This window comes from Methylomagnum ishizawai (assembly GCF_019670005.1).
Taxonomy (GTDB): domain Bacteria; phylum Pseudomonadota; class Gammaproteobacteria; order Methylococcales; family Methylococcaceae; genus Methylomagnum; species Methylomagnum ishizawai.
Genome location: NZ_AP019783.1, coordinates 613,725 through 635,012, shown reverse-complemented (window position 1 = coordinate 635,012; position 21,288 = coordinate 613,725). Strand labels below are relative to the sequence as shown.

General features: G+C 65.1%; 18 protein-coding genes. 12 read left to right on the top strand and 6 right to left on the bottom strand.

Going from position 1 to position 21,288, the window contains the following annotated elements; translation table 11 throughout:
* The first annotated feature begins 1 nt into the window (after position 1).
* A complete protein-coding gene (gene flhB, locus K5658_RS02755) occupies positions 2–1,132 on the top strand; it encodes a flagellar biosynthesis protein FlhB (RefSeq protein ID WP_221065468.1) in 1,131 nt (376 codons plus the stop codon).
* 12 nt (positions 1,133–1,144) lie between these two features.
* Here flhB and K5658_RS02750 read toward each other — a convergent pair whose 3' ends face one another.
* The 5 genes from K5658_RS02750 to K5658_RS02730 are packed head-to-tail and all read right to left on the bottom strand — an operon-like array spanning position 1,145 to position 9,724.
* Positions 1,145–1,756 carry a Shedu immune nuclease family protein gene (locus K5658_RS02750; RefSeq protein ID WP_221065467.1) on the bottom strand — a complete coding sequence of 204 codons (612 nt, stop codon included), beginning with the start codon at positions 1,754–1,756 and terminating at the stop codon, positions 1,145–1,147.
* 8 nt (positions 1,757–1,764) lie between these two features.
* The gene (locus K5658_RS02745; RefSeq protein WP_221065466.1) at positions 1,765–2,058 is read right to left on the bottom strand and encodes a hypothetical protein; all 294 of its coding nucleotides are present in this window, start codon (positions 2,056–2,058) and stop codon (positions 1,765–1,767) included.
* Positions 2,058–3,392: a radical SAM/SPASM domain-containing protein gene (locus tag K5658_RS02740; protein ID WP_221065465.1), complete on the bottom strand. Its 1,335-nt coding sequence runs from the start codon at positions 3,390–3,392 to the stop codon at positions 2,058–2,060. The genes K5658_RS02745 and K5658_RS02740 overlap by 1 nt, the downstream gene beginning before the upstream one ends.
* Positions 3,393–3,443: 51 nt before the next feature.
* Positions 3,444–4,478 carry an HD-GYP domain-containing protein gene (locus K5658_RS02735; RefSeq protein WP_221065464.1) on the bottom strand — a complete coding sequence of 345 codons (1,035 nt, stop codon included), beginning with the start codon at positions 4,476–4,478 and terminating at the stop codon, positions 3,444–3,446.
* Positions 4,475–9,724 (bottom strand): PAS domain S-box protein, encoded by a 5,250-nt coding sequence (locus K5658_RS02730; protein WP_221065463.1) that lies wholly within the window; start codon positions 9,722–9,724, stop codon positions 4,475–4,477. Before K5658_RS02730 ends, K5658_RS02735 begins: the two co-directional genes overlap by 4 nt.
* A 291-nt stretch (positions 9,725–10,015) precedes the next feature.
* Between K5658_RS02730 and K5658_RS02725 the strand changes: the two genes are divergently transcribed.
* From K5658_RS02725 to K5658_RS02700, 6 genes are all read left to right on the top strand, one after another.
* Positions 10,016–10,675: a thiopurine S-methyltransferase gene (locus K5658_RS02725; protein ID WP_221065462.1), complete on the top strand. Its 660-nt coding sequence runs from the start codon at positions 10,016–10,018 to the stop codon at positions 10,673–10,675.
* Positions 10,676–10,778: 103 nt separating this feature from the next.
* Positions 10,779–11,834, top strand: coding sequence for a sensor histidine kinase (locus K5658_RS02720; RefSeq protein WP_221065461.1), 1,056 nt, complete (start codon positions 10,779–10,781; stop codon positions 11,832–11,834).
* Entirely contained in the window at positions 11,815–12,573 is a 759-nt protein-coding gene (locus K5658_RS02715) for a LytR/AlgR family response regulator transcription factor (RefSeq protein ID WP_221065460.1), read from the top strand. Before K5658_RS02720 ends, K5658_RS02715 begins: the two co-directional genes overlap by 20 nt.
* Before the next feature lie 32 nt (positions 12,574–12,605).
* Complete coding sequence (locus K5658_RS02710) at positions 12,606–13,082, top strand: DUF3124 domain-containing protein (protein ID WP_221065459.1); 477 nt, start codon at positions 12,606–12,608, stop codon at positions 13,080–13,082.
* Between the two features lie 60 nt (positions 13,083–13,142).
* Positions 13,143–13,532 (top strand): hypothetical protein, encoded by a 390-nt coding sequence (locus K5658_RS02705; RefSeq protein WP_221065458.1) that lies wholly within the window; start codon positions 13,143–13,145, stop codon positions 13,530–13,532.
* A 123-nt stretch (positions 13,533–13,655) separates the two neighbouring features.
* A complete protein-coding gene (locus tag K5658_RS02700) occupies positions 13,656–14,084 on the top strand; it encodes a GFA family protein (RefSeq protein WP_221065457.1) in 429 nt (142 codons plus the stop codon).
* A 16-nt stretch (positions 14,085–14,100) separates the two neighbouring features.
* On the opposite strand, the gene K5658_RS02695 is transcribed toward K5658_RS02700, so the two are convergent.
* Positions 14,101–14,595, bottom strand: coding sequence for a hypothetical protein (locus K5658_RS02695; protein WP_221065456.1), 495 nt, complete (start codon positions 14,593–14,595; stop codon positions 14,101–14,103).
* Between the two features lie 128 nt (positions 14,596–14,723).
* On the opposite strand from K5658_RS02695, the gene K5658_RS02690 reads away from it, so the two are divergent.
* From K5658_RS02690 to K5658_RS02670, 5 genes are all read left to right on the top strand, one after another.
* Positions 14,724–15,581, top strand: coding sequence for a 23S rRNA (adenine(2030)-N(6))-methyltransferase RlmJ (locus tag K5658_RS02690; RefSeq protein ID WP_221065455.1), 858 nt, complete (start codon positions 14,724–14,726; stop codon positions 15,579–15,581).
* Positions 15,578–16,687, top strand: coding sequence for a GNAT family N-acetyltransferase/peptidase C39 family protein (locus tag K5658_RS02685; protein ID WP_221065454.1), 1,110 nt, complete (start codon positions 15,578–15,580; stop codon positions 16,685–16,687). The genes K5658_RS02690 and K5658_RS02685 overlap by 4 nt, the downstream gene beginning before the upstream one ends.
* A gap of 1 nt (position 16,688) precedes the next feature.
* Positions 16,689–18,167: a RimK family protein gene (locus K5658_RS02680; protein WP_221065453.1), complete on the top strand. Its 1,479-nt coding sequence runs from the start codon at positions 16,689–16,691 to the stop codon at positions 18,165–18,167.
* Positions 18,168–18,457: 290 nt separating this feature from the next.
* Entirely contained in the window at positions 18,458–20,770 is a 2,313-nt protein-coding gene (locus tag K5658_RS02675; RefSeq protein WP_221065452.1) for an EAL domain-containing protein, read from the top strand.
* 112 nt (positions 20,771–20,882) lie between these two features.
* Positions 20,883–21,278, top strand: a complete 396-nt coding sequence (locus tag K5658_RS02670) for a DUF6524 family protein (protein ID WP_221065451.1) — start codon at positions 20,883–20,885, stop codon at positions 21,276–21,278.
* Positions 21,279–21,288 lie beyond the last annotated feature (10 nt).

Genomic DNA, 21,288 nt, shown 5'->3' with positions numbered 1-21,288 from the left:
CATGGCCGAAGACAACGACCAGGAACGCACCGAGGAACCCACCGCCAAACGGCTGGAAGATTCGCGCAAGCAAGGCCAGATTCCCCGTTCCCGCGAACTCAACACCCTCGCCGTGCTGATGGCCGGGGCGGCGGGGATGCTGATGTTCGGGTCCGGGCTATTGCACGATCTGCGCGAGGTGATGCTGCACGATATCCGCCTGACCCAGCGCGACGCCTTCGACCCGGAAGCGCCTTTGGCCCATTTGGCCTACGACCTGGGGCTGATGCTGGAGATGCTGTGGCCCTTGCTGGCGCTGGCGGTGTTGGCGGCCTTGCTCGGTCCCCTGGCCCTGGGCGGCTGGAACTTCACCTCCGAAAACCTGGGGGTGAAGCTGGACAAGCTCAATCCGCTGCCCGGCATCGCCCGCATGTTCTCGGCGCAGGCGGCGGTGGAGGCGATCAAGGCGGTCATTAAATTCCTACTGGTGGGGTTTGTGACCGCCGGTTTGTTCATGCACCACCTGGACGATTTCGTCGGGCTGGGGCGGCTGGATTTCCTGCCCGCCGCCAGCCGGGCCATGGATTTGGTCTTGACTTGCCTGTTGTGGCTGTGCGCCTCGCTGGTGTTGATCGCGGCGGTGGATGTGCCGTTCCAACTGTGGTCGTGGAAGCGCAAGCTGCGGATGACCCTGCAAGAGATCAAGGACGAGATGCGCGACGCCGAGGGCAAGCCCGAGGTCAAGAGCCGCATCCGTGGCTTGCAGATGGAGATGGCGCGGCGGCGCATGATGGAGGAGGTGCCCAAGGCCGATGTGGTCATCACCAACCCGAGCCATTACGCCGTGGCCCTCAAGTACGACGCGGCGGGCATGGGCGCGCCCAAGGTGGTCGCCAAGGGCGTGGATTTGATCGCGGCGCAAATCCGCAACCTGGCCCTGGGCGCGGAAGTACCCTTGGTGGCCGCGCCGCCACTGGCCCGCGCCCTCCACGCCAGCACCGAACTGGACCAGGAGATTCCGCAGGCGCTTTATCTCGCCGTGGCGCAGGTCTTGGCCTATGTCTACCAATTACGCGATGCCCGGCACCATGGGGGGAAGATGCCCGGACCTTTGGGGGATATCGAGGTGCCGGAGGAGTATGCTCGGAGTTAGGAAGGGGTTATGCTAAACCCCGTGATGGGTTTTAAGCCAATAATCGAACTCTTCGGCCAACTCGTCGAAGGAAACCACCGAGATGGCGTTCGAGTCGATCAAGGTGCGGTCCATCCGCCAGCGGAGCCGGTCTATTTCGCGCTGAGCGAGCTTCATATCTTTGCCGATGACAATCAACCCCTGGAATCTGGCGCGGTGGCTACCGAATTCACAAAAGAAATCGTTGGTGCTCCTCATATCTTCCAGCTTCCATAGCCAATCTACCAGCTGCGAATAAGCGCACTCGATCCTGGGCGACCAATCCGGGGTGGATTTCTTGCCTTTGTATTTGAAAATGCTGTCCGGTGTCGCGTCCTCGAATTCCACCAGGAGATACTGATGGGCTGCCGAATCGCCGACCACTAGGTCGGCGACGAAATCTCCATAGATTTCATATTCATGGGCAAGAACATCGGGATTTTTGGCTTTGGGGAAATATTTGCAGATCAGCAAGGATAGGTCCGGGCACTGTTTGAAAAATGGCAGGATATCTCCTGTTTCGGAGAGCTTGGGTTTCGAGGCGAGGAGTTGGATGAAATCCTGCCATTCGGTTCTGCATTTCGCGGCGTCGAAGCGATGTTTCACCAAATTTTTCATTGTGGCCTGGGCTGCTTCAAAAGCGGCATGATTCGATCATGGTGCGCCACTTCCTCGACTGTGCAGGTATCGGCATTTACACTGAGTATCAGCCTTAGGCCGCGATTGCCTTTGTATGAATAAAGCGCATCGCCGGAAGCCGCGATAAATCTATGCACTTTAGGGCTTCTATAAAACTCCTGTGGATCGGTCGCCCTGATTTCATCCATGGCACGGGAAAGCTGCTTCTGCTCGGTGGGGCTTAATGACCGCAATGCGATTTCCGCCCGGCGTTCTAATACCAATTGCATTATTCTCCCTCGCTGGGTTGTGGCTGGGAATCTCTTTCAGAGAGCGGGCAATCTAGGCCCGGCTCACCCGCTTGTCGAACCGATGGCTTGGCTTGCTGATAGCGTTTCAAGGCCATGAATTCATCCGGCATCATATATAAATCCACCGGATAGAATAATTGTTCGGGCTCGGCCAGCACGGCTTGGATGAACCATTCCGGCGCGTTGAGGAGATAAGCCCGCAGCGATTGCCGGAAAAACCAATCCTGTACCTGCGGGGCGGGGCAATGGGCGCAGATCGAGTGGGAGGGTTTGGGCGGCGTGGGGAAACTGGCGCGGGCGTCCAGGTATTTGGGGTTGTTCCAGAGCGCCCGATAATCCAGGCCGGGGCCGCGCTGGCCAAAATCGGTGTCGGAATTCCCCAAGACGCAACACGGCCCGACGCTGCCGTCGGGATAGAACATCGAGCCGAAATACAGCCAATCGCATTTCCGGCCCAATAAGCCCGGTCCCGGCTCGCCCGGATTGATCGATAACTCCGGGAGATGCCGCCGTAATAGGGTATCGCGCCGCCGCAATCCCGCCTCGACCGCCGGGCCGGAAATGGCCGGACTGAGCAGCGCGCCGGTCATGGCCGCGACCGCGCCCTCGGGAGCTTGGGCGGGGGCGGAGCCTTGGAATAATTCCAGGATATCGACGCCCTTGCTATGGGCCATGCGCCGGGTTTCCGCTTGCAGGTCTTGGTTGTGCCGGAATACCAGATAGCGCCATTCGATCAAGGGGTATTGCAAACCCAGTTCGCGCTTGCGGGCGATAAGCCGTTCCAGGTTGCGCTGCACTAGATTGAAATCGCCGCCGATGCGGTAGCGGTTATAGGTCGCGGCATCGGGTCCGTCGATGGAACAGGAAATCAAATCCAGCCCGGAATAGAGGATTTCGTCGATCCGGGTATCGGATAGGGGCACGCTCAGCGAGGTGGAAATCACCGTGAAGATACCGTAGCGCTTGGCGTCGGCCACGATTCGGTGCAGGCGTTTGTTCAGCAAGGGTTCGCCATTGCTGAAATACCAGATGGTGAAAAGCTGTTCGCCGCAGAAATCCAGGATGCGGCGGTGTTCTTCGAGGTCCAAGACCTGCGCCCTGCGGTCCAGGACCCCGCTGCCGGTCGCGCAATAAGGACAGCGCAAATGGCAGGCGGTACACATATCGACCGTGATATCCAGCGGTGTATGGTCGAGCCGGGCCGCGTTCAACCGCCGGTTGCGGAGGGCGCGGAGCAGGTTTTGGTATTTGGTGGTTTCCAGCGCCGTGTCTTGGACCTTGGGCAGTACGAGCGGGAAGGAGGAGGCTGACATCGGGCGGGAATCCTTGGGGCGCTGTTGGGAGGGGGGCGCCAGGGTCCGGTGCTACGGGCCGGAGGTTTCTTGGTAGGTGGCGCTGATGCGCATGATGTCCGCTTCCAGCCCCAGGAACAAGCCGGTCAGCTTGGGATCGAAATGCCGCCCCGCCTGCTCTTGGAGGAAGGCGAACGCCTCGGCGGTCGGCCAGGCCTGCTTGTAGGGACGTTGGCTGGTCAGGGCGTCGTAGACATCGGCCAGGGCCACGATGCGGCCTTCCAGCGGGATATCTTCCCCGGCCAGCCCGTGCGGATAGCCCGAGCCATCCCATTTCTCGTGGTGGGTGAGGGCCACCAGCCGGGCGGTGCGCAGCAGCGGCGAATCGTGCTGGCCGATGATCTCGGCCCCGATCAGGGTGTGGCGTTTCATGATTTCCCATTCGTCCGGGTCGAGCTTGCCCGGCTTGAGCAGGATGCGGTCGGGAATGCCGATCTTGCCGATATCGTGCATCGGCGCGGCTTGGTATAGCACCTCGGCCTGCCGTTCCGGCACGCCCGCCGCCAGGGCCAACAGCCGCGCGGTATGGCTCATACGGACGATGTGCATCCCGGTTTCGTTGTCGCGGTATTCGCCGGCCATGCTCAGGCGGCGCACGATCTCGATGCGGGTTTCCTCTAGCTGCCGGGTCCGCTCGCGCACCTTGGCTTCCAGCGCCAGGTTTTGGTTGTGTAGGTCCAGGTGGATGCGGACCCGCTGTAGCACCAAGGGCGGATTGAGCGGCTTGTGCAGGTAGTCCACCGCGCCCAGCTCCAGGCCCAGTTGTTCGTCGGCGGCGGCGTCGCTGGCGGTGATGAAGATCACCGGCACGTCGCGGGTGCGCGGGTCGGCCTTGAGGCGGCGGCAGACTTCGTGGCCGCCGATGCCTTGCATCATCACGTCGAGGAGGATCAGGCTGGGCGGGGCTTTCCGGGCCAGGGCGAGGGCGTCGGGCCCGTTGGTGGCGAATTTGACCCGGTAGCGGGGGCGCAGGATTTCTCCCAGCACATCGATGATTTGCGGGGAATCGTCCACCAAGAGCAAGGTTTCCAGGGAGGGCTTGTTCATAGGATGTTTCCAGGACCGGGGAGGAGGGGGATGAGGCGCGTCAGCCGTTCCCGTGCCTCCATGAAAGCATAGCGTGCGATCAAGTGGGCGATGGCGGCGATCTCGGTTTGGAAGCCGCTGCCGCGCATGGCTTGTTCGAGCGCGGCCACGGTTTCGAGGGCCGCCGTGTCATGCTCTTCCAGCAGGTGTTCCAATTCCCGGCAGAGCCCCGCCCATTCCGCCGGGTTGGTGGTGGCGGGAGGGGGCGGCCCGGCCTCTTTCCAGTCTTCGAGCCGGGCCAGCCCGGCCAGCGCGGTTTCCAGGCTCTGTTCCAACGGGTCCAGGCATTGCGCGGCCAGTTCCGCCTGGCCGGCCCGGATGGCTTTCTCCAGGCGGGCCGCCCAGCCGCCCAGTTCCGTGATGCCCAGGGTCAGGGCCGCGCCCTTGAGGGTGTGGGCCAAACGGCCCAGTTCCGTCCAATCGCCCCGCCGCCGCGCCGCCTGGAAGTCGGCGCGGAATTCCGGGCCGTGCTGGTCGCGGAAGCGCCGCAACAGCTTGACGTAGACCACCAGGCGGCCCGCTATCCGCGCCAAGCCCCGCCCGGTGTCGATGCCCGGCAACTCCGGCAGGGGTGGCCCCCCCGGCGCGGCGGGAGACTGGGCGGGCGGCGGCGCGGCGCGCGGTTTCACCCAGCGGACCAGGGTGTCCAGCAGTTCGGCCAGGTTGACCGGCTTGGTCACGAAGCCATTCATCCCGGCGGCGATGCAGCGCTCGCGGTCGCCCGCCATGGCGTTGGCGGTCAGCGCGACGATGGGCAGGTCCGCGTAGCCTTCCGCCCGCAGCCGCCGGGTGGCCTCGAAGCCGTCCATCACCGGCATCTGGCAATCCATCAGCACGCAATCCGGCACCGCTTCCGCCACGGCCCGCAAGGCTTCCTTGCCGTTGACGGCCAGCCGCACCTTGAAACCGGCCCGCTCCAAGAGCTCGCGCATGACTTCCTGGTTCAGTTCGGCGTCCTCCACCACCAGGATGTCCGCGCCGCGTCTTTGATCCAGGGCCGCGCCTTCCGGGGTTTGGGCGAACAAGGGCGGCGGGAGGCGGGCGGGGACCGGGCCACCCAGCAGGAAACAGGCGGTGAAGCGGAACAGGCTGCCCCGGCGCGGTGCGCTTTCGACCTCGATCCCGCCGCCCATCATCTCCACCAGCCGCTTGCTGATGGCCAGCCCCAGCCCGGTGCCGCCGAAGCCGCGGGTGGTCGAGGCGTCGGCCTGGCTGAACGGCTGGAACAGCCGGGCCTGGGTTGCGGCGGCAATGCCGATGCCCTGGTCGCGCACCGCGAAGGCCAGGGTGATACGCCCGTCCCCGCGGGCCACCTCGTCCACATCCACCCGCACCTGGCCCTGGCGGGAGAATTTGATGGCGTTGCCCACCAGGTTGACCAGCACTTGGTTGAGCCGGTGGGCATCGCCGACCAGGGTTTGATCGAATCCGGGGGCGATGTGGAACACCAATTCCAAGCCCCGTTCCTGGGCCTTGGCCCCCAGCATCGAGGCCAGCCCCTCGAATACGGCGGCGAGGATGAAAGGTTCCTCCACCATGTCCAGCTTGCCCGCCTCGATCTTCGAGAAATCCAGGATGTCGTTGATGACATGCAGCAGGGATTCGGAGGCGCTGCCGATCTTGGTGAGGTAGTTGCGCTGTTGCTCGCTGGGATTGGCCGCGAGGCAGAGCGCCGTCATGCCCATGATGGCGTTCATGGGGGTGCGGATTTCGTGGCTCATGTTGGCGAGGAACAGCGACTTGGCCCGGTTGGCCTGCTCGGCTTCCTCCTTGGCCTGGGCCAGGGCGGCCAGCATGGCCTTGCGCTCGGTGATATCGCGCAGGACGCCGGTGAAATAGCGCTCGCCGCCCATGTGGAACTCGCTGATCGCGAGGTCGCAGGGCAGTTCGTGGCCGTCCCGGTGCCGGGCCAGCACCTCGCGGCCCAGGCCGATGATGCGGGCCTCGCCGGTGTCCAGGTAGCGCTTGAGATAGCCATCATGGGCGTCGGCCTGTGCTTCCGGCATCAACAGGCCGACGTTGCGGCCCAGGACTTCCCCGGCGCGGTAGCCGAAAATCCGCTCGGCGGCGGGGTTGAAGGAATGGATCAGGCCATGCGAATCGATGGTGATGATGGCGTCCACCACATGCTCGAACACGGTGCGGATGCGTTCCTCCTGGTTGCGGAGCGCTTCCTCGGCCTGTTTGCGCTCGGAGATGTCGATATGGCTGAGGATGAGTCCGGGACGGCCATACAGCAGCCGCCGGGCTTGCAGCAGGAACCATTGCTCGCGCTCCGGTCCGACGCAGGGATATTCCAGCACGCAGCGTTCGCGCCGCCCGGCCAGCAGGTCTTGCAGGGCGTCCAGGGCTTCCTGGGCGTAGGCGTCGCCCTCGGCGGCGGCGCGGCGGCATACCTCGAGGTAGTTCACGCCCGTCGACACGGCGCTTTCCGGGGTACCATGGGCATTGGCGAAATCGAGCCAAGGTTCGTTGACGGCGCGGACCTCGCCGGTTTCGTCCAGCACCACCACCTGTTGCGGCAGGGAGTCCAGCACGCCGCGCACAAAAGCCTCGCTCGCGGCCACGGCGGCGGTGGCGGCTTTTTCCACCGTCACGTCCAGCACCGCCAACATGGCCCGGACCGGCTTGCGGGCCGCGCCCTCGTCCGCGAAGAACACCTGCTTGCGCACCCTGAGCCAGCGCACCGAGCCATCGGGCCAGACCACCCGGTGTTCCATGGCGAACCAGCCCGGTCCGCCGGGATCGAGGCAGGCCGCGATATGGTCCATCAGTTCGGCCTGGTCGTCGGAATGGAACACCGTGTGTAGCGCCGCACGCGACAGGATGGTGGGTTCCAGGCCCAGGCCGAACAGGTGCGCGGCCTCGGCGGAGAGATGGCACAGGCCGGTGGCGTAGTCGATCTCGGCCAGCGCCACGCCCGCCACTTCCATGCCGAGTTTCAGCCGTTCCTCGCTCAGGCGCAGTTCGCGCTCGGCGCGTTTGCGCCCGCTGATATCCTCGCTGGAAACCACGAGGCCGGCCGGGGTGTCGCCGCCGTCGTACCAGGGCTGGATTTCCCAGCGCAACCACAGCACCTCCCCGTTCCAACGCTCGAAGCGGTCCTCCTCCGAACGCAGCACCTCGCCCGCCAGGCCGCGGCGGTGGATATCCTTCCAGCGCTCGGGGATGTCGGGGAAGACCTCGTAGTAGGAGAGTCCGGTAATATCGCGGTCGCCCAGGCCGTAGTCGGTCATCCAGCGGCGGCTGGTCGCCAGATAGCGCATCTTGCGGTCGAACATGGCGATGGAAGCGGGCGCGTGTTCGAGGAACAGCCGCAACCGTGCCTCGCTGGCCTGGAGCGCCGCCTCGGCCATTTTGCGCTCGGTGATATCGGTGGCGAGGCCACCCACGGCGTAGATTTGGCCTTGCTCGTCCCGCAAGGGGAATTTGATGCTGATGTAGATGCGCGGCACGCCGTCCGGGGTGGGCACGGTCTCCTCGAATTCCATCGGCACCCCGTTCCGCGCCACCGCCAGGTCGTTGGCCTGGACATGGGCGGTGGTGGCCGTGGGGAACAAATCTTGGTCGGTTTTGCCCAGCACTTGGTCCGGGGCCAGTTGGAACAGCTTCAGGTAGCGCCGGTTGGCGAGCAGGTAGCGCCCATTCAAATCCTTGAGGAAGACCACGGTGCGGGTGTTGTCGAGGATGGCCTGCAAGCGGGCCTCGCTGACGCGCAGGGCGGCGTTGACCGCCGCCAGTTCGGCGGTGCGTTTCACCACGCGCCGTTCCAGGTTCTCGTTGAGGCGGCGGATATCGTCCTCCGCCCGCTTTTGCTCGGTGATATCGCGGGCCACGGCGTAGCAGATGCCTTCTTCAGGCAGCGGCAGCGAATGCCAGCTGAGCCAGCGGTAGCCGCCCTCGCGGGTGCGGTAGCGGTTCTCGAAGGCGTGTACCCGTCGCCCTTTCACCAGGCGCAGCCGGGCGTTCTCGGAGGCGGCGCGGTCGTCCGGGTGGACGAAGTCCAGCCAGGGCCGGGCGCGGAGGTCCTCCGCCGTCCAGCCCAGGGTGCTGTTCCAGGAGGCGCTGAGTTCGCGGAAATAGCCGTCCAGGCCGGCGATGCAAAGGAGATCGGGCGATAGCGCGAAGAAATGTTCGTGCCAGATTTGCATGTGGCGGGATTCGGTGATTTCGGTGCAGGTGCCGATATAGCCGGCCACCGCGCCGGTGTCGTCGCGCTCGGGGCGGGCCTCGGCGATGACCCAGGCGATGCCGCCATCGGCCCGCAGCAAGCGGTATTCCTCCCGGAACTCGCCGTCCGCCGCCAACGCCCCGGCCCAATTCGCCAGCACCCGCCCGCAGTCCTCGGGGTGGGGGTCGCCCAGCCAATCCAGCCCCGCGGGCGGGGTGTCGCCGGCCCGGCCCGTCATCTGCGCCAGCCGCTCGTTGACATAGACGCAATCCCCTCCGGCATCGCAACGGAAAATGCCGACCGGGGAGAATTGGGCCAGGTGGCGGAAGGTGCGCGCGCTCTCGGCGAGGCGCTGGGCGGAATTCCGCAGGTTCTCGGCCAGTTGCGCCGAGCGTTGCTGGGACCGCGCCAGCGAGAAGCCCCCCAGGAGGAAGGCGGGCAGGAAGCCGAGTCCCGCCGCGATCAAGGTGCCCAGGCGGTCCAGGCTGTGGGCCAGCTTGGCATCCTGGCGGGTGGCTTGGTCGTCCATGTGGGTTTGGAGCCGGGCGATGGCCGCGCCGAGCGGGTCCCGGTCCGGCACGCCCACCCGCTGGGCGAGTTCGGGCGGCGGGAGTCCGCGGTTTTCCGGCAGGCCCGAGCGGCGGTGGCGGGCGGCGTACTGGTCCACGCCGATGCGGAGTTGGTCCAGGTCGGCGCGTTCCTCCGCATCGGGCTTGAGCCGGTCGTAGCCGTCGATGGCGGCGTAGAGCGCTTGCAAGGCGGCCCCGGCCCGGTCGTAATCGCCGGGATCGCGGTGGAGGATCCACTCCTTGAAGTGGTGGACGAACCCCCCGTAATCCCAGGCGGTGCGGATTTTCTCCAACTGCCGGGCGGCGCGCAGGGCGTTGTGGTGATAGTCGTACCAATCCTGGCCGAGCCGGGAAACCCAGGTGTGGCTCAGCAGGGCGAAGACGGCGAAGGCCAGCGCGATGACCAGGGCGATGCCCAGGGTCGGGCGGCAAGTCTCCAAGGTTGGGGGATGGGGTGGGGGTGGCATGGCGGGTGAGCGGGCTATTGGCATGGGAAGCGGGTGGACCTGCGCGGCGGAACGGCCATCGGCCTGGGCCGGTAGCCGCGAGCTTATAACCAAAGGGGTCGGTTTTATATATATTAGCGGTTTAAGCGGATTTGGCTTTTGATATTCCTCGGATCGAAGCGCGGCACTGGTTTTGGAAGTTTTGAATATGAAACAGTTCCCACGGGGGTTTTGTATTATTGCTCGGCACAGTAAGCTGAAACTTGCTGCCGATACGCCCCGTCCGTCCCCCGAACTTTGGAGATCAACCCCATGGACCCACAATTCTGGCTAGACCGCTGGCAAAACCAGGAAATCGGCTTCCATCTCGACGGCGTCAACCCCTTGTTGGAACGCCATTGGTCCGCCCTGGACGCCCCGGCGGGGTGTGCCGTGTTCGTGCCCCTGTGCGGCAAGAGCCTGGACCTCGTGTATCTGCGGCGCTTGGGCCATCCCGTGGTGGGGGTGGAACTCAGCGCCCTGGCGGTCGGGCAGTTCTTCGCCGAGAACGGCCTGGAACCCCGCGTCGCCGAGCGCGGCCCGCTGCGGGTGTTCGAGGCCGGGGGCATCACTTTGTACCAGGGCGATTTGTTCGCGCTCACCCCCGCCGACCTGCCCGCCATCGGCGCGGTGTACGACCGCGCCTCGCTGATCGCCCTGCCGCCCGAGCGCCAGCCCGCCTACGCCGAGCATCTACTGGCCCTGGTCCCGGCGGCCGCGCCCATCCTGCTGATCGCCTTGGACTATCCCGCCGGGGAAATGCAGGGACCGCCATTCTCCACCCCGGCGGCGCAGGTCGAACGCCTGTACGGTCCGCGCCGCGCCATCGACGCGCTCGAAGTCCTCGATGCCCTGGCCGATAGTCCGGCGCTCCGGGCGCGGGGCTTGACCGCCCTGGGCGAGACCGCATGGCGCCTGCGCGCCCCCGGTTGAGGCTGTGTCCCGGAACGGGACCGTTCATATTGATTGACAGCCGGCCCATATTTGTTGGAGCCTCCCGCTGTCTGTGTCCACCCCGAGGCCCAAGGCGGCGGAGATGAAAACCCCCGAAGCGTTCCTGCCCGATTTCTGTTCCCTGACCACGGCCTTCATGCTGATCCTGGGCAGTTTGTTGCTGGCCTTCGTGCTGGCCCTGGCCGATTTTTCGCCGCGCTACGATTTCCTCACCGAGGTGGGGCTGCGCGGTTTGTTCATCGCCTGGATCGCCTGGCTGAGCGCGGCCTTGTTGTGCGCGATGCGGCGCTGGCTGGGGGCGTGGCGGGCGTTCCGGGCGGGGGCCGCGGCCTTCGCCACGGTATTGCTGGTGACGCTGGCGGTCGGCGGCGTGGCCCAGGCCGGGCTGGCGCGGATCGGCTATCCCGAGGGCACCGGGCTGGAACCCTGGGCGTTCTATGGGCGCATCCTCGCCATCAGCGCCCTGGTCACCCTGGCTTGGTTGCGCCACCAATATGTGCAATCGCGCTGGCGCTCGCAAATCCGGGCCGAATCCATCGCCCGGCTCGACGCCCTGCAAGCGCGGGTCCAGCCGCATTTTTTGTTCAACAGCCTCAATACCATCGCCAGCCTGATCCGCAAGGAACCGGCCACCGCCGAGGAATTGCTGTTGGATTTGGCCGAGGTGTTCCGGGCCATCCTCAAGAAAACCGGCAAGCTGGTGCCGCTGTCGGAGGAAATCGCCCTGACCCGCCAGTATCTAGGGATAGAACAATACCGGCTGGGACCGAGGCTCAAGGTCGCCTGGGATATGCGGCAGGCGCCGGGCGACGCCTTGCTGCCGCCCCTGAGCCTGCAACCCTTGGTCGAGAACGCCATCCGCTACGGTATCGAACCCGCCCTGAATGGCGGCAAAATCGAAATCCAGGGCCGTTTGGCCCGTGGCAGCTTGGTGCTGAGCATCCTCAACAGCTTGCCGGAAGAGGTGGTCCGCCGCTCCCGGCCCGGCAACGGCGTGGCCCTGGAGAACCTACAGGCCCGTTTGGAAAGCTGTTTCCCCAACCGCGCCCGTTTGTATACCAGCCAAGCCGATGGCCGGTATCAAGTGCGCATCGTCATTCCCTACCAAGGTGCGGGACATGAAAATCCTCCTCGTTGACGACGAACCCTCGGCCCGCGACCGGCTGCGCGGCCTGCTCGCGGAAATCGACCCCGCCACCGAAATCGTCGGCGAGGCCGGCGATGGCGGCGAGGCATTGCGCTTGATCGCCAAGGCCGCGCCCGACCTGGTGTTCCTGGATATCCTGATGCCCCGGCTCGACGGCATCGCCACGGCGCGGGAAATCTCCAAGCTGGCCGAGCCGCCCGCCGTGGTGTTCGCCACCGCCCACGACGATTACGCGGTGGACGCCTTCGAGCTGAGCGCCATCGATTATTTGTTGAAGCCGGTGCGCAAACAGCGCCTGGAAGCCGCCCTGTCCAAGGCCAAGCGCTTCACCGGCGAAGCCTGGAGCAAGCTGGCCGAAGCCCTGCCGCCCGAGCGCCGGCCCGCCCGCAGGCATTTGTGCGTCTACCGCCATGGCGAATTGCGCTTGGTGCCCTTGGCGGCGGTGGCCTATTTCCGGGCCGACAACAAATACACCACGGTGCGCTTCGACGAGGGCGAGGCTTTGCTGGACGATTCGCTGGTGTCCTTGGAACGGGAGTTCGGCGAGAGTTTCATCCGCATCCACCGCAACGCCCTGGTGGCGGTGGACCGGGTCGAGGGTTTGCACAAGCTGCCCGAGGGCGGCATGGGGATGCGTTTGGTCGGCGTGGCGGAATTGTTGGAGGTCAGCCGCCGCCATTTGCCCGGCGTGCGCGAGCGCTTCCGGCAAATCGGCGGTTTGGTGCCGTGATGGTGCGGGTTTTCCCGGTTTTGGAGGTCGCGATGAAGATGCCTAGCTGGTTCCGGCCCGCCGTGGCCTGGGTGGTATTGGCCGCGCCGCTGTCGGCGGGGGCCGAGGCTCCGGCCATGGTGCGGGGGCAGTTGCTGTATGTGCCGGTGTATTCCGAAGTGCCCTATGGCGACAAGGGCTTGAATTTGAATTTGACCGCCACCTTGAGCCTGCGCAACACCGACCGCGGCCATGCCATCCGCTTGAAGCGCATCGATTATTACGGTGCCACCGGGAGTTTGGTGCGCGCCTATCTCCGGCAGGCCGAGACCCTCAGGCCGATGGCGTCCACCGAGGCCATCGTCAAGGAATCGGACCGGAGCGGTGGCATCAGCGCCAGCTTCCTGGTGGAATGGGAAAGCGACGCGCCGGTGTCCGCGCCGGTGGTCGAAGCCTTGATGGTGAACAGCACCTATAACCAGGGCTTGGCGTTCAATAGTCCGGCGCGGGTGTTGGAAGAGCGGCGGTGATCTTGCCGAATCGGTCGGTGGTTCATGGTTTGGATAAACTCTAATTAAAAGGGCGGATTGATGGCAATTTTATTGGTGGGCGCGGTGCTGTGTATGGCCGCATTAATCACGTCGGCGTGGCTGATGACCTTTGCCCGGTGGTTTCCGATAGAGGGCATAGATAAAAAATTCTTGGTCGATTATAAAACCATGATTAGGGCGCACGTCGATTATGCCCTGATGGCGCTGTTTAATTTGGCCTTTTACGGCGCGGGCGTCGATTTGCCCGTGTTCGCGTGCTGGTGTGTGGCGATTGGCGGTTTCGCCAACCCCACGGTTTTTGTCATCGCCGCGTTTGACCCGGATTTTTGGAACAAGACCCACTGGAAGATTTATACGGCAGCCAGTTTTGTGATTACGACCTTGGGTTTTTTGGGGGTTGGCATCGCTTTTCTAAAGCACGTTTTGTGAGGGGTTAAGATAAAACCCTTGGGATGGGAGAAGATAGGCCGCTGGAAAACCCCAATGCCCCGGATTCCGCCGCCATCCATCCGGGTTGGGTCGATGTCTGGTTTAACCGAAAGGAGGTTTTGAATGATCGAAAGAACCGGGCGCTGCCTATGCGGTGCCGTCACCTTCACGCTGGTGGGCGAACCCCTGGCGGTCCGGGTTTGCTGGTGCCGCGATTGCCAGCACCTCGCCGCGAATGGCAGCGTGAACGCCATGGTGCCCGCCGAGGCGCTGGTGGTCGCGGGGACGCTCTCGGCATATACCAAGCAGGCCGATAGCGGCAACACGGTCACACGCCAGTTTTGCCCGGCTTGCGGTACGCAGCTCTTCGCGCAATCCTCAGGCCGGCCCCAATTCCGGGTGGTGCGTATCGGCAACCTGGACGATCCGTCGTCGCTCCGTCCCGGCATGAATATTTGGGCCGCGAGCGCCCCTGGCTGGGCTTGCCTCGACCCGGCGCTGGAGCGGGTGGAACAGCAGCCTACACCGCCGCCACCCCGCCAATCCGCATAACCGGGCGGGTTCCGCCCTACAGCCCCCGGAAAATCCCGAACACCGCGTCCAGCCCCAGCAAACCCGCCGCCATCACCAGCGAATACAACAGCATGAACAGCGCGATGGTTTCGCCCGCCATCAGGCCGGCGGGATAGCCGCTGGGCCGGTGGCGCAGGGCGAAGGCATAAAGCCCCGCCAGGGTCTGCGACACCACGAACAGCGCGAACACCAGCAGGAAGCGCTCCTGGAACCTGAAACCATGGGCGGCCACGTCGCCGACCACGGTCAACAGCATGGGCGTATACAGCGAGCAGGCGGGCAGGGCCAAACCATAGGCCAGCGGCAGGGACAGCCGGAGCCTGTCGGTTTTCAGCGCCGCCCATAGCAAGGCCGGCACCCATAGCAGGTTGAGTCCGAACATCAGGGCGGCCAGGGCCAGCGCGTCCGCCGGGGTGGTGCCGGCGGGGTCGAGCAATAGGGAAATCAGCCGGTGGAGCAGGGGATGGGCTTTGTACAGGAAGGGATTCATGGATATGGGCGCGGTCCAAGCGGAATCGGGGCCGGACGGCGGATCGTCCGCCCCGGCGTTATAATGCGGCGTTTTTTACCACAGGAACCGCGTCGAAAGCGTGTTTCCCCTGTCGCCGACACCCGCCCATGCTCAGTTACCGCCACGCCTTCCATGCCGGCAACCACGCCGATGTCTTCAAACACCTCGCCCTGTGCTGCCTGGTGCGGGCCTTGCTCCACAAGGACAAGCCGTTTTTCTACCTCGACACCCATGCCGGGGCTGGCCGCTACAACCTCCATGCGGAGATGGCCCGCAAGAACCGCGAACACGAAACCGGCATCTCGCGGCTATGGGACGAGCCCAATCCGCCCGCCGGGGTCCGCGAATACCTCGACGCCGTCCGCGCCACCAATCCGGGCCGGGAACTGCGCTGGTATCCGGGTTCGCCGCGCATCGTCCGGCCCTGGCTGCGCGACCCGGACCGCATGGCCCTGTGCGAACTCCATCCCAACGAAGTCCATCTCTTGGAGGCCGAATTCGCGGGCGACCGCCAAGTCCGGGTCGAGCATCTGGACGGCTACCAAGGTTTGAAAGCCCTGCTGCCGCCACCCGAACGCCGTGGCTTGGTCCATATCGACCCGGCCTACGAACTCAAGGACGAGCGCAAGCGCTTGTTGCAAGCGGTGAAGGAAGGCTACAAGCGCTGGGCCACCGGCATCTACGCCATTTGGTATCCGATCCAGGACCGCGCCACGGCGGACGATTTCCTGCGCCGCTTCAAAAAGCTGGAGATTCCCAAGGTGCTGCTGGCGGAATTCTCGGTGTTGCCGGACGCGCCGTTCCGCCTCAACGGCAGCGGCATGATCGTCATCAATCCACCCTGGCAATTGGAGGAGCAATTGCGGGCCGCTTTGCCCTGGCTGTGGGAGCGGCTCGCGGTCGGGCGGCAAGGCCGCTGGCGGGTGGAATGGCTGGCCGGGGAGCGGGAGCGCGGTGCCGAATGATCCGTCCCGCCCGTCTGGAAGACCTGGAAACCCTGGTCCGCATCGAGAACACCAGCTTCGAGACCGACCGGATTTCCCGGCGCAATTTCCGCTACCTGCTGACCAAGGCCAATGCCGCCACCCTGGTCTACGAGCAAGGGGGCGCGGTGTGCGGTTATGCCACGACCTTGTTTCACACCGGCACCTCGCTGGCCCGCCTTTATTCCTATGCCGTCGATCCGGCTTGGTTGCGGCGCGGCATCGGGGCCGCCTTGGTGCAGCGCTGCGAAGCCCTGGCCTTGGAGCGCGAATGCATCGCCCTGCGCCTGGAAGTGCGGCGCGATAATCCGGCCTCGCTCAAGCTGTTCGAAAAACTCGGCTACCGTTATCTGGAAATCGTGCCGGATTATTACGAGGACCACGCCTCGGCCTTGCGCTTCGAGAAAACCCTGGCCCCGCACCTCAACCCGGAACTGGCCCGCGTGCCGTATTACCAGCAGACCCTGGATTTCACCTGCGGCCCCGCTTCGTTGATGATGGGCATGAAAGCCTTGCAGCCCGAGTTGGAACTGAGCCGCAAGCTGGAACTGCGCATCTGGCGCGAGGCCACCACGGTGTTCATGACTTCGGGGCACGGCGGCTGCGGGCCGTATGGCATGGCGCTGTCGGCCTACCACCGCGGTTTCGAGGTCGAGGTCTATGTCAACGACGACGGCGCCTTGTTCATCACCTCGGTGCGCGACCCGGAGAAGCGCGAGGTGATGCAGGTGGTGCAGGAGGATTTCCTGGAGGAATTGCGGACCCTGCCGGTGCGGATCGTCCACAGCGCCCTGAACGTCATGGAATTGCAGGAGCAGATGGAGCGGGGCGGCATCCCGGTGGTACTGATTAGTTCTTATCGTCTTTACCAAGAAAAATTCCCACACTGGATCGTGGTCACAGGCTACGACGAACTCTATTTCTATCTGCACGATCCCTATGTCGATACCGAGGCGGGCAAGACCCTGACCGACTGCGTGAACCTGCCCATCCTGAAAAAGGATTTCCAGCGCATGGCCCGCTATGGCAAGACCGGGCAGAAGGCGGTGTTGATCTTGAAAAAACCGGGCAAGCGCCGCCGCCATTAGCATGGCCCTACACCTCGTCGTCGTCGAAAGCCTCAAGGATTGGCAGCCCGATTATCCCAAGGTCCGGGTGGTGACGGCGCGGGATTACCTGTCCAAGCCGGAATATCTCAAGGCCAAGGACTTGCGGGTCATCAACCTGTGCCGGAGCTACCGCTATCTCAGCACCGGCTATCACTGTTCGCTGCTGGCCGAGGCCCGCAGCCACCGGGTGTTGCCCTCGGTGCGGACCTTGACCAGCCTCAGCAGCAAATCGATCTACAGCCTCAACGCCGAAGACCTGGATGGCTTGATCCAGCGCAGCCTCAAGAAGCGGTCGGCGGGGCCGGGCGACGAGTTCGAGCTGCCCATCTTCTTCGGGCGCGGCGCGGACCCGGCCTTGCAGGATTTGGCGCGGCAGATTTTCGATCTCTTCCCCTGTCCGCTGCTCAAGGTGGAATTCCGCTACCACGGCAAATGGGCGATCGACACCGTGAAGGCGCTGCCCTTGAACGGCATGGCCTCCGGCCCGCACCGCCCCTTCTTCATCGACGCGCTGAACGGCTATCTCGCCAAGCCATGGCGGGCCTTGCGTCCCCGCAACGCTTGCCGCTGGGATTTGGCGATCCTGCGCAATCCCGCCGAGAAGATGCCGCCTTCCAACGCCCTGGCCCTGCAAAAATTCGCCAAGGCCGGCAAGAGGCAGGGGGTGGACGTGGAACTGATCGAGAAGCGCGATTACGAGCGCCTGGCCGAATACGACGCCTTGTTCATCCGCGAAACCACCGCCATCGACCACCACACCTACCGTTTCGCCCGCAAGGCCCAGATCGAGGGGCTGGTGGTGATCGACGACCCCGATTCCATCCTGAAATGCACCAACAAGGTCTATCTGGCCGAGTTGATGGCGGCCCACCGCATCCCCGCCCCCCAAACCCGCATCCTGCAAAAGGGCGACCCCGACCTCGCCAAGCTGGGCGAGGGACTGGGTTTCCCGCTGGTGCTGAAAATCCCGGATGGTTCGTTCTCGCGCGGGGTGTTCAAGGCCGACGACCCCCGCCAGTTCCAGGACTTGACCCAGAAGCTGTTCAAGGAATCCGATTTGATCCTGGCCCAGGAATTCTTGTACACCCAGTTCGATTGGCGCATCGGCGTCTTGAACGGGCAGCCCTTGTACGCCTGCCAATATTTCATGTCGCGGGCGCATTGGCAGGTGGTCAGGCACGAGGCTTCGGGCCGGGCGGTGGAAGGCGGGTTCAAGACCCTGGCGGTGGCATCCGTGCCGGCGTCCGTGCTGGACGCCGCCCTGGGCATCGCCAAATTGATCGGCGATGGCCTGTACGGCGTCGATGTGAAGCAAGACGGGCGCGGCGTCTATGTGATCGAGATCAACGACAATCCCAACCTCGACGCCGGGATCGAGGATCAAATCCTGGGCGACCAACTGTACGACCGCCTGGTCGGCGAATTCGTCCGGCGGCTCGAAGCCCGGCGACGGGCTTGAGCCGCCGCCGCTGGATTCTGTGAATACGCTCTTTTCCCACCGGCGTTCCAAAACCTGTCGCCAGTCCCATCCCGCTCGCCTGGCGGCCATGGCCTCTTGATTTCAAAGCAATTCTTGTATCGCAAAGGCCGGGCGCACCGGGCGGTGCCGGGCGGCGCTTTTCATCTTGTATTGTTTGGATTACGCTCTGGACCGGCGAAACTGTGATGAAAATCAATGGTGCGCGGATATTCGATATTTACGATATGGGGCATGGGCCATTCCAGGAATGGCGTGAACCAAGCGAGGCCATGATGATAAGAACGGCGGAACAGGCGGCCTGTCCGGAGGCGTTGACGGTGGAGCCGGAAACCCCGGTGGCGGAGGTGTTGCGTAGCGTGCGGGCGGGCGGCGGGGGCGCGGCCTTGGTGGCGCGGGGCGGGCGGCTGTTGGGCTTGGTGACGGTGCGGGAATGCGTGTTCGCCGCGCTGCGCTACCGCAACCTGCCCGAGGTGGCCGTCGCCGAATTGATGTATGCCCCGGTGCCGGTCGCCGGGGCGCGGGAGGATTGGGCCACGGCCTATGCCGCCATGGTAGAGCAGGGCATCTGTCATCGGGCGGTGGTGGACGCCGAGGGCCGTTGCGCGGGATTGATCGGCCTGGACGATTGCTGGGCGGGCTTGGTGGACGCGCTCCCCGGCTGCTTGCCGGTACCGGAACAGGCCATGAGCCGCGCCGTGGTCACGGTCAAGGAAACCGATAGCCTGCTGCTGGCGATCCGGCACATGGCCCGCCACGCCATCGGCTGCGTGGTGGTGGAGCGGCGCGGCAAGCCGGTGGGTGTGTTGAGCGACATGGATATCGCGCCCTTGATCCAATACGGCGTGGACTTGGCGGCAATCCCGGCCAGTGTCCGCATGGGGCGGGAGGTACCGGTGTTCCCGGTCGATGGGGCGGCGGCGGCGGCGTTCGCGGCCTTGCGGGAACCGGGCGTGCGGCGCTTGGTGATGGTGGACGGCCTGGGCCGGATCGCGGGCCTTCTGAGCCGTCACGACCTCCTGCGTGGCTTGGGGGGGGAACAGGCCGGGCCCGTGCCGCTCCACGCCATCAGGGAGGGGTTGGAATGGCGGGCCATCGCCGATGCCGGGGAGGACGCCGTGGCGGTCCTCGATGGCGCGGGCCGGGTGGTCCGCGCCAACCGGGCCTTGGCCGGCCTGCTCCGGCGCGATAGGGCGGAAATCCTGGGCCGTCCCTTGGAGGCGGTCCTGAACGGGCGCAATGTCCAGCCGATCCCGCGTTTTTGGTTGAAACGCCGGGCCGGCGATCTGGTCCTCGCCGCCCAGGACCCGCGCAACCCCTTCGGGATTCCCGTGCTGCTCGGCAGCGGCCCGCTCGAACTCGACGGGCTGGCGGCGACCGGAAGGCTGTTCAAAATCCGCGATCTGGGCGGGACGCTGCGCCACGAGGAGCGCGACCGGCTGTGGGGGGCGTTGATGGAACAGTCCGCCGAGGGGGTGTTGGTGATTTCGGCGGCGGGGGAAATCGCCGAGGCCAACCGGGCGTTTTGCGAGATCGTCGGTTGCGGCGAGCAAGCCTTGCTGGGTTCCGACTTGGCGGTTTGGGTGGACCACGGTCCCGCCGCGCCCTTGTTCCGCGCCTTGCGGGAAGCCGTGGCCGCCGGGCGGGACTGGCGCGGGACGGTCTTGCACCAGGGCCGCAATGGCAGCCTGCATTCCCGCGAACTCCGGGTCGGCCCGGTGGAACCGGAGCGGGGTGCGCCCGCCCGCTATCTGGCCTTGGTATCGGGGATGCCCGTCGCCGAGTCCGTTTGGTACGGGGCCGGGGCTTGGTTCGAGCGCGAAGCCGCGGCGGCGGGCCTCGAAAGCCAGTTGCGCCGGGCCATCGAGCGCGATGAATTGAGCCTGTGCTATCAGCCCCAGGTGGAAATCGAAGGGGGCCGGGTGGTCGGGATCGAGGCCATGGTGCGCTGGCAGCATGGCGAGCGCGGCTTGATCGCCCCCGATGGCATCCTCCCCACCGCCGAGCGCGGCGGCTTCATGGCCGAATTGGACCGTTGGGTGTTGCGCCGGGCCTGCGCCCAGGGGCGGCGCTGGTTGGATTCGGGGTTCAACTTCGGGCATATCACCGTCAATGTGGCGGAGTCGCATCTGCGGTGCCCGGATTTCGGCACCACGGTGCGCCGGATACTGGAGGAAACCGGCCTGCCCGCCGCCGGTTTGGAAATCGATATCCCCGAAACCGCGTTGGCGGTCCGGGACCGGGAGTTGACCGAAGCCCTGGACGCTTTGAGCCAGTTGGGGGTCGCGGTCGCCATCGACAATTTCGGCACCGGCCAGACCTCGCTGATGCTGCTGGCGAGCCTGCCGGTGCGATGCCTGAAACTGGACCGGGGCGTGCTGGGCGAAGCCAGGGCGACGGGTTCCGGCCTGACCCGCGCCGCCGTCGCCGTTGGCCGTACCCTGGGCCTGGGCATCATCGCCAAGGGGGTGGAAACCGAACGGCAGCGCGACGAACTGCTGGCCGAGGGCTGCGGGGAGGCGCAGGGCTTCCTCTATGGCCGGCCCGCGCCCGCCGAGGAAATCGCCCGCATGTGGGCGGTTTGAGCGGTTGGGAAGCCCCGCGCCAAGCGCCGCCCCGGCGGCGCGTCCCGCCGCGTTGCCAGCCGCGTTCCCTTCCCCCTAAACTGCGCGGCTTTCGCGCCTCGGAGATCATCGCATGTTCGGCTTCACGCTTCGTTTCCTCGCTGCCCTGGTCCTGGTGTTCGCCACCTGGAATCCCTCGCCATGGAATTATGTGCGCTGGGCGACGGCGACCGGATGGGGTGCGCCGGAAGCGTTCGCGGGCGTGGTGTTGTTGATCGGCTGGGTATTGTTCCTGCACGCCACGCTGGAATCGCTCGGGTTCTTGGGCATCGCGCTGGCCGGGGCTTTCCTGGGCTCGCTGGCCTGGCTGCTGTTCGACCTGGGTTGGCTCTCGGCCCAGGGCGAGGCCATGGCCTATGTGGCCTTGGTGTTGATCGCCGCCGTGTTGGCGATAGGCATGTCCTGGGCCCATATCTGGCGGCGCATGTCGGGGCAGGTCGAGGTCGACGAGGGACACGACCACGGATAGCCGCGGGGCC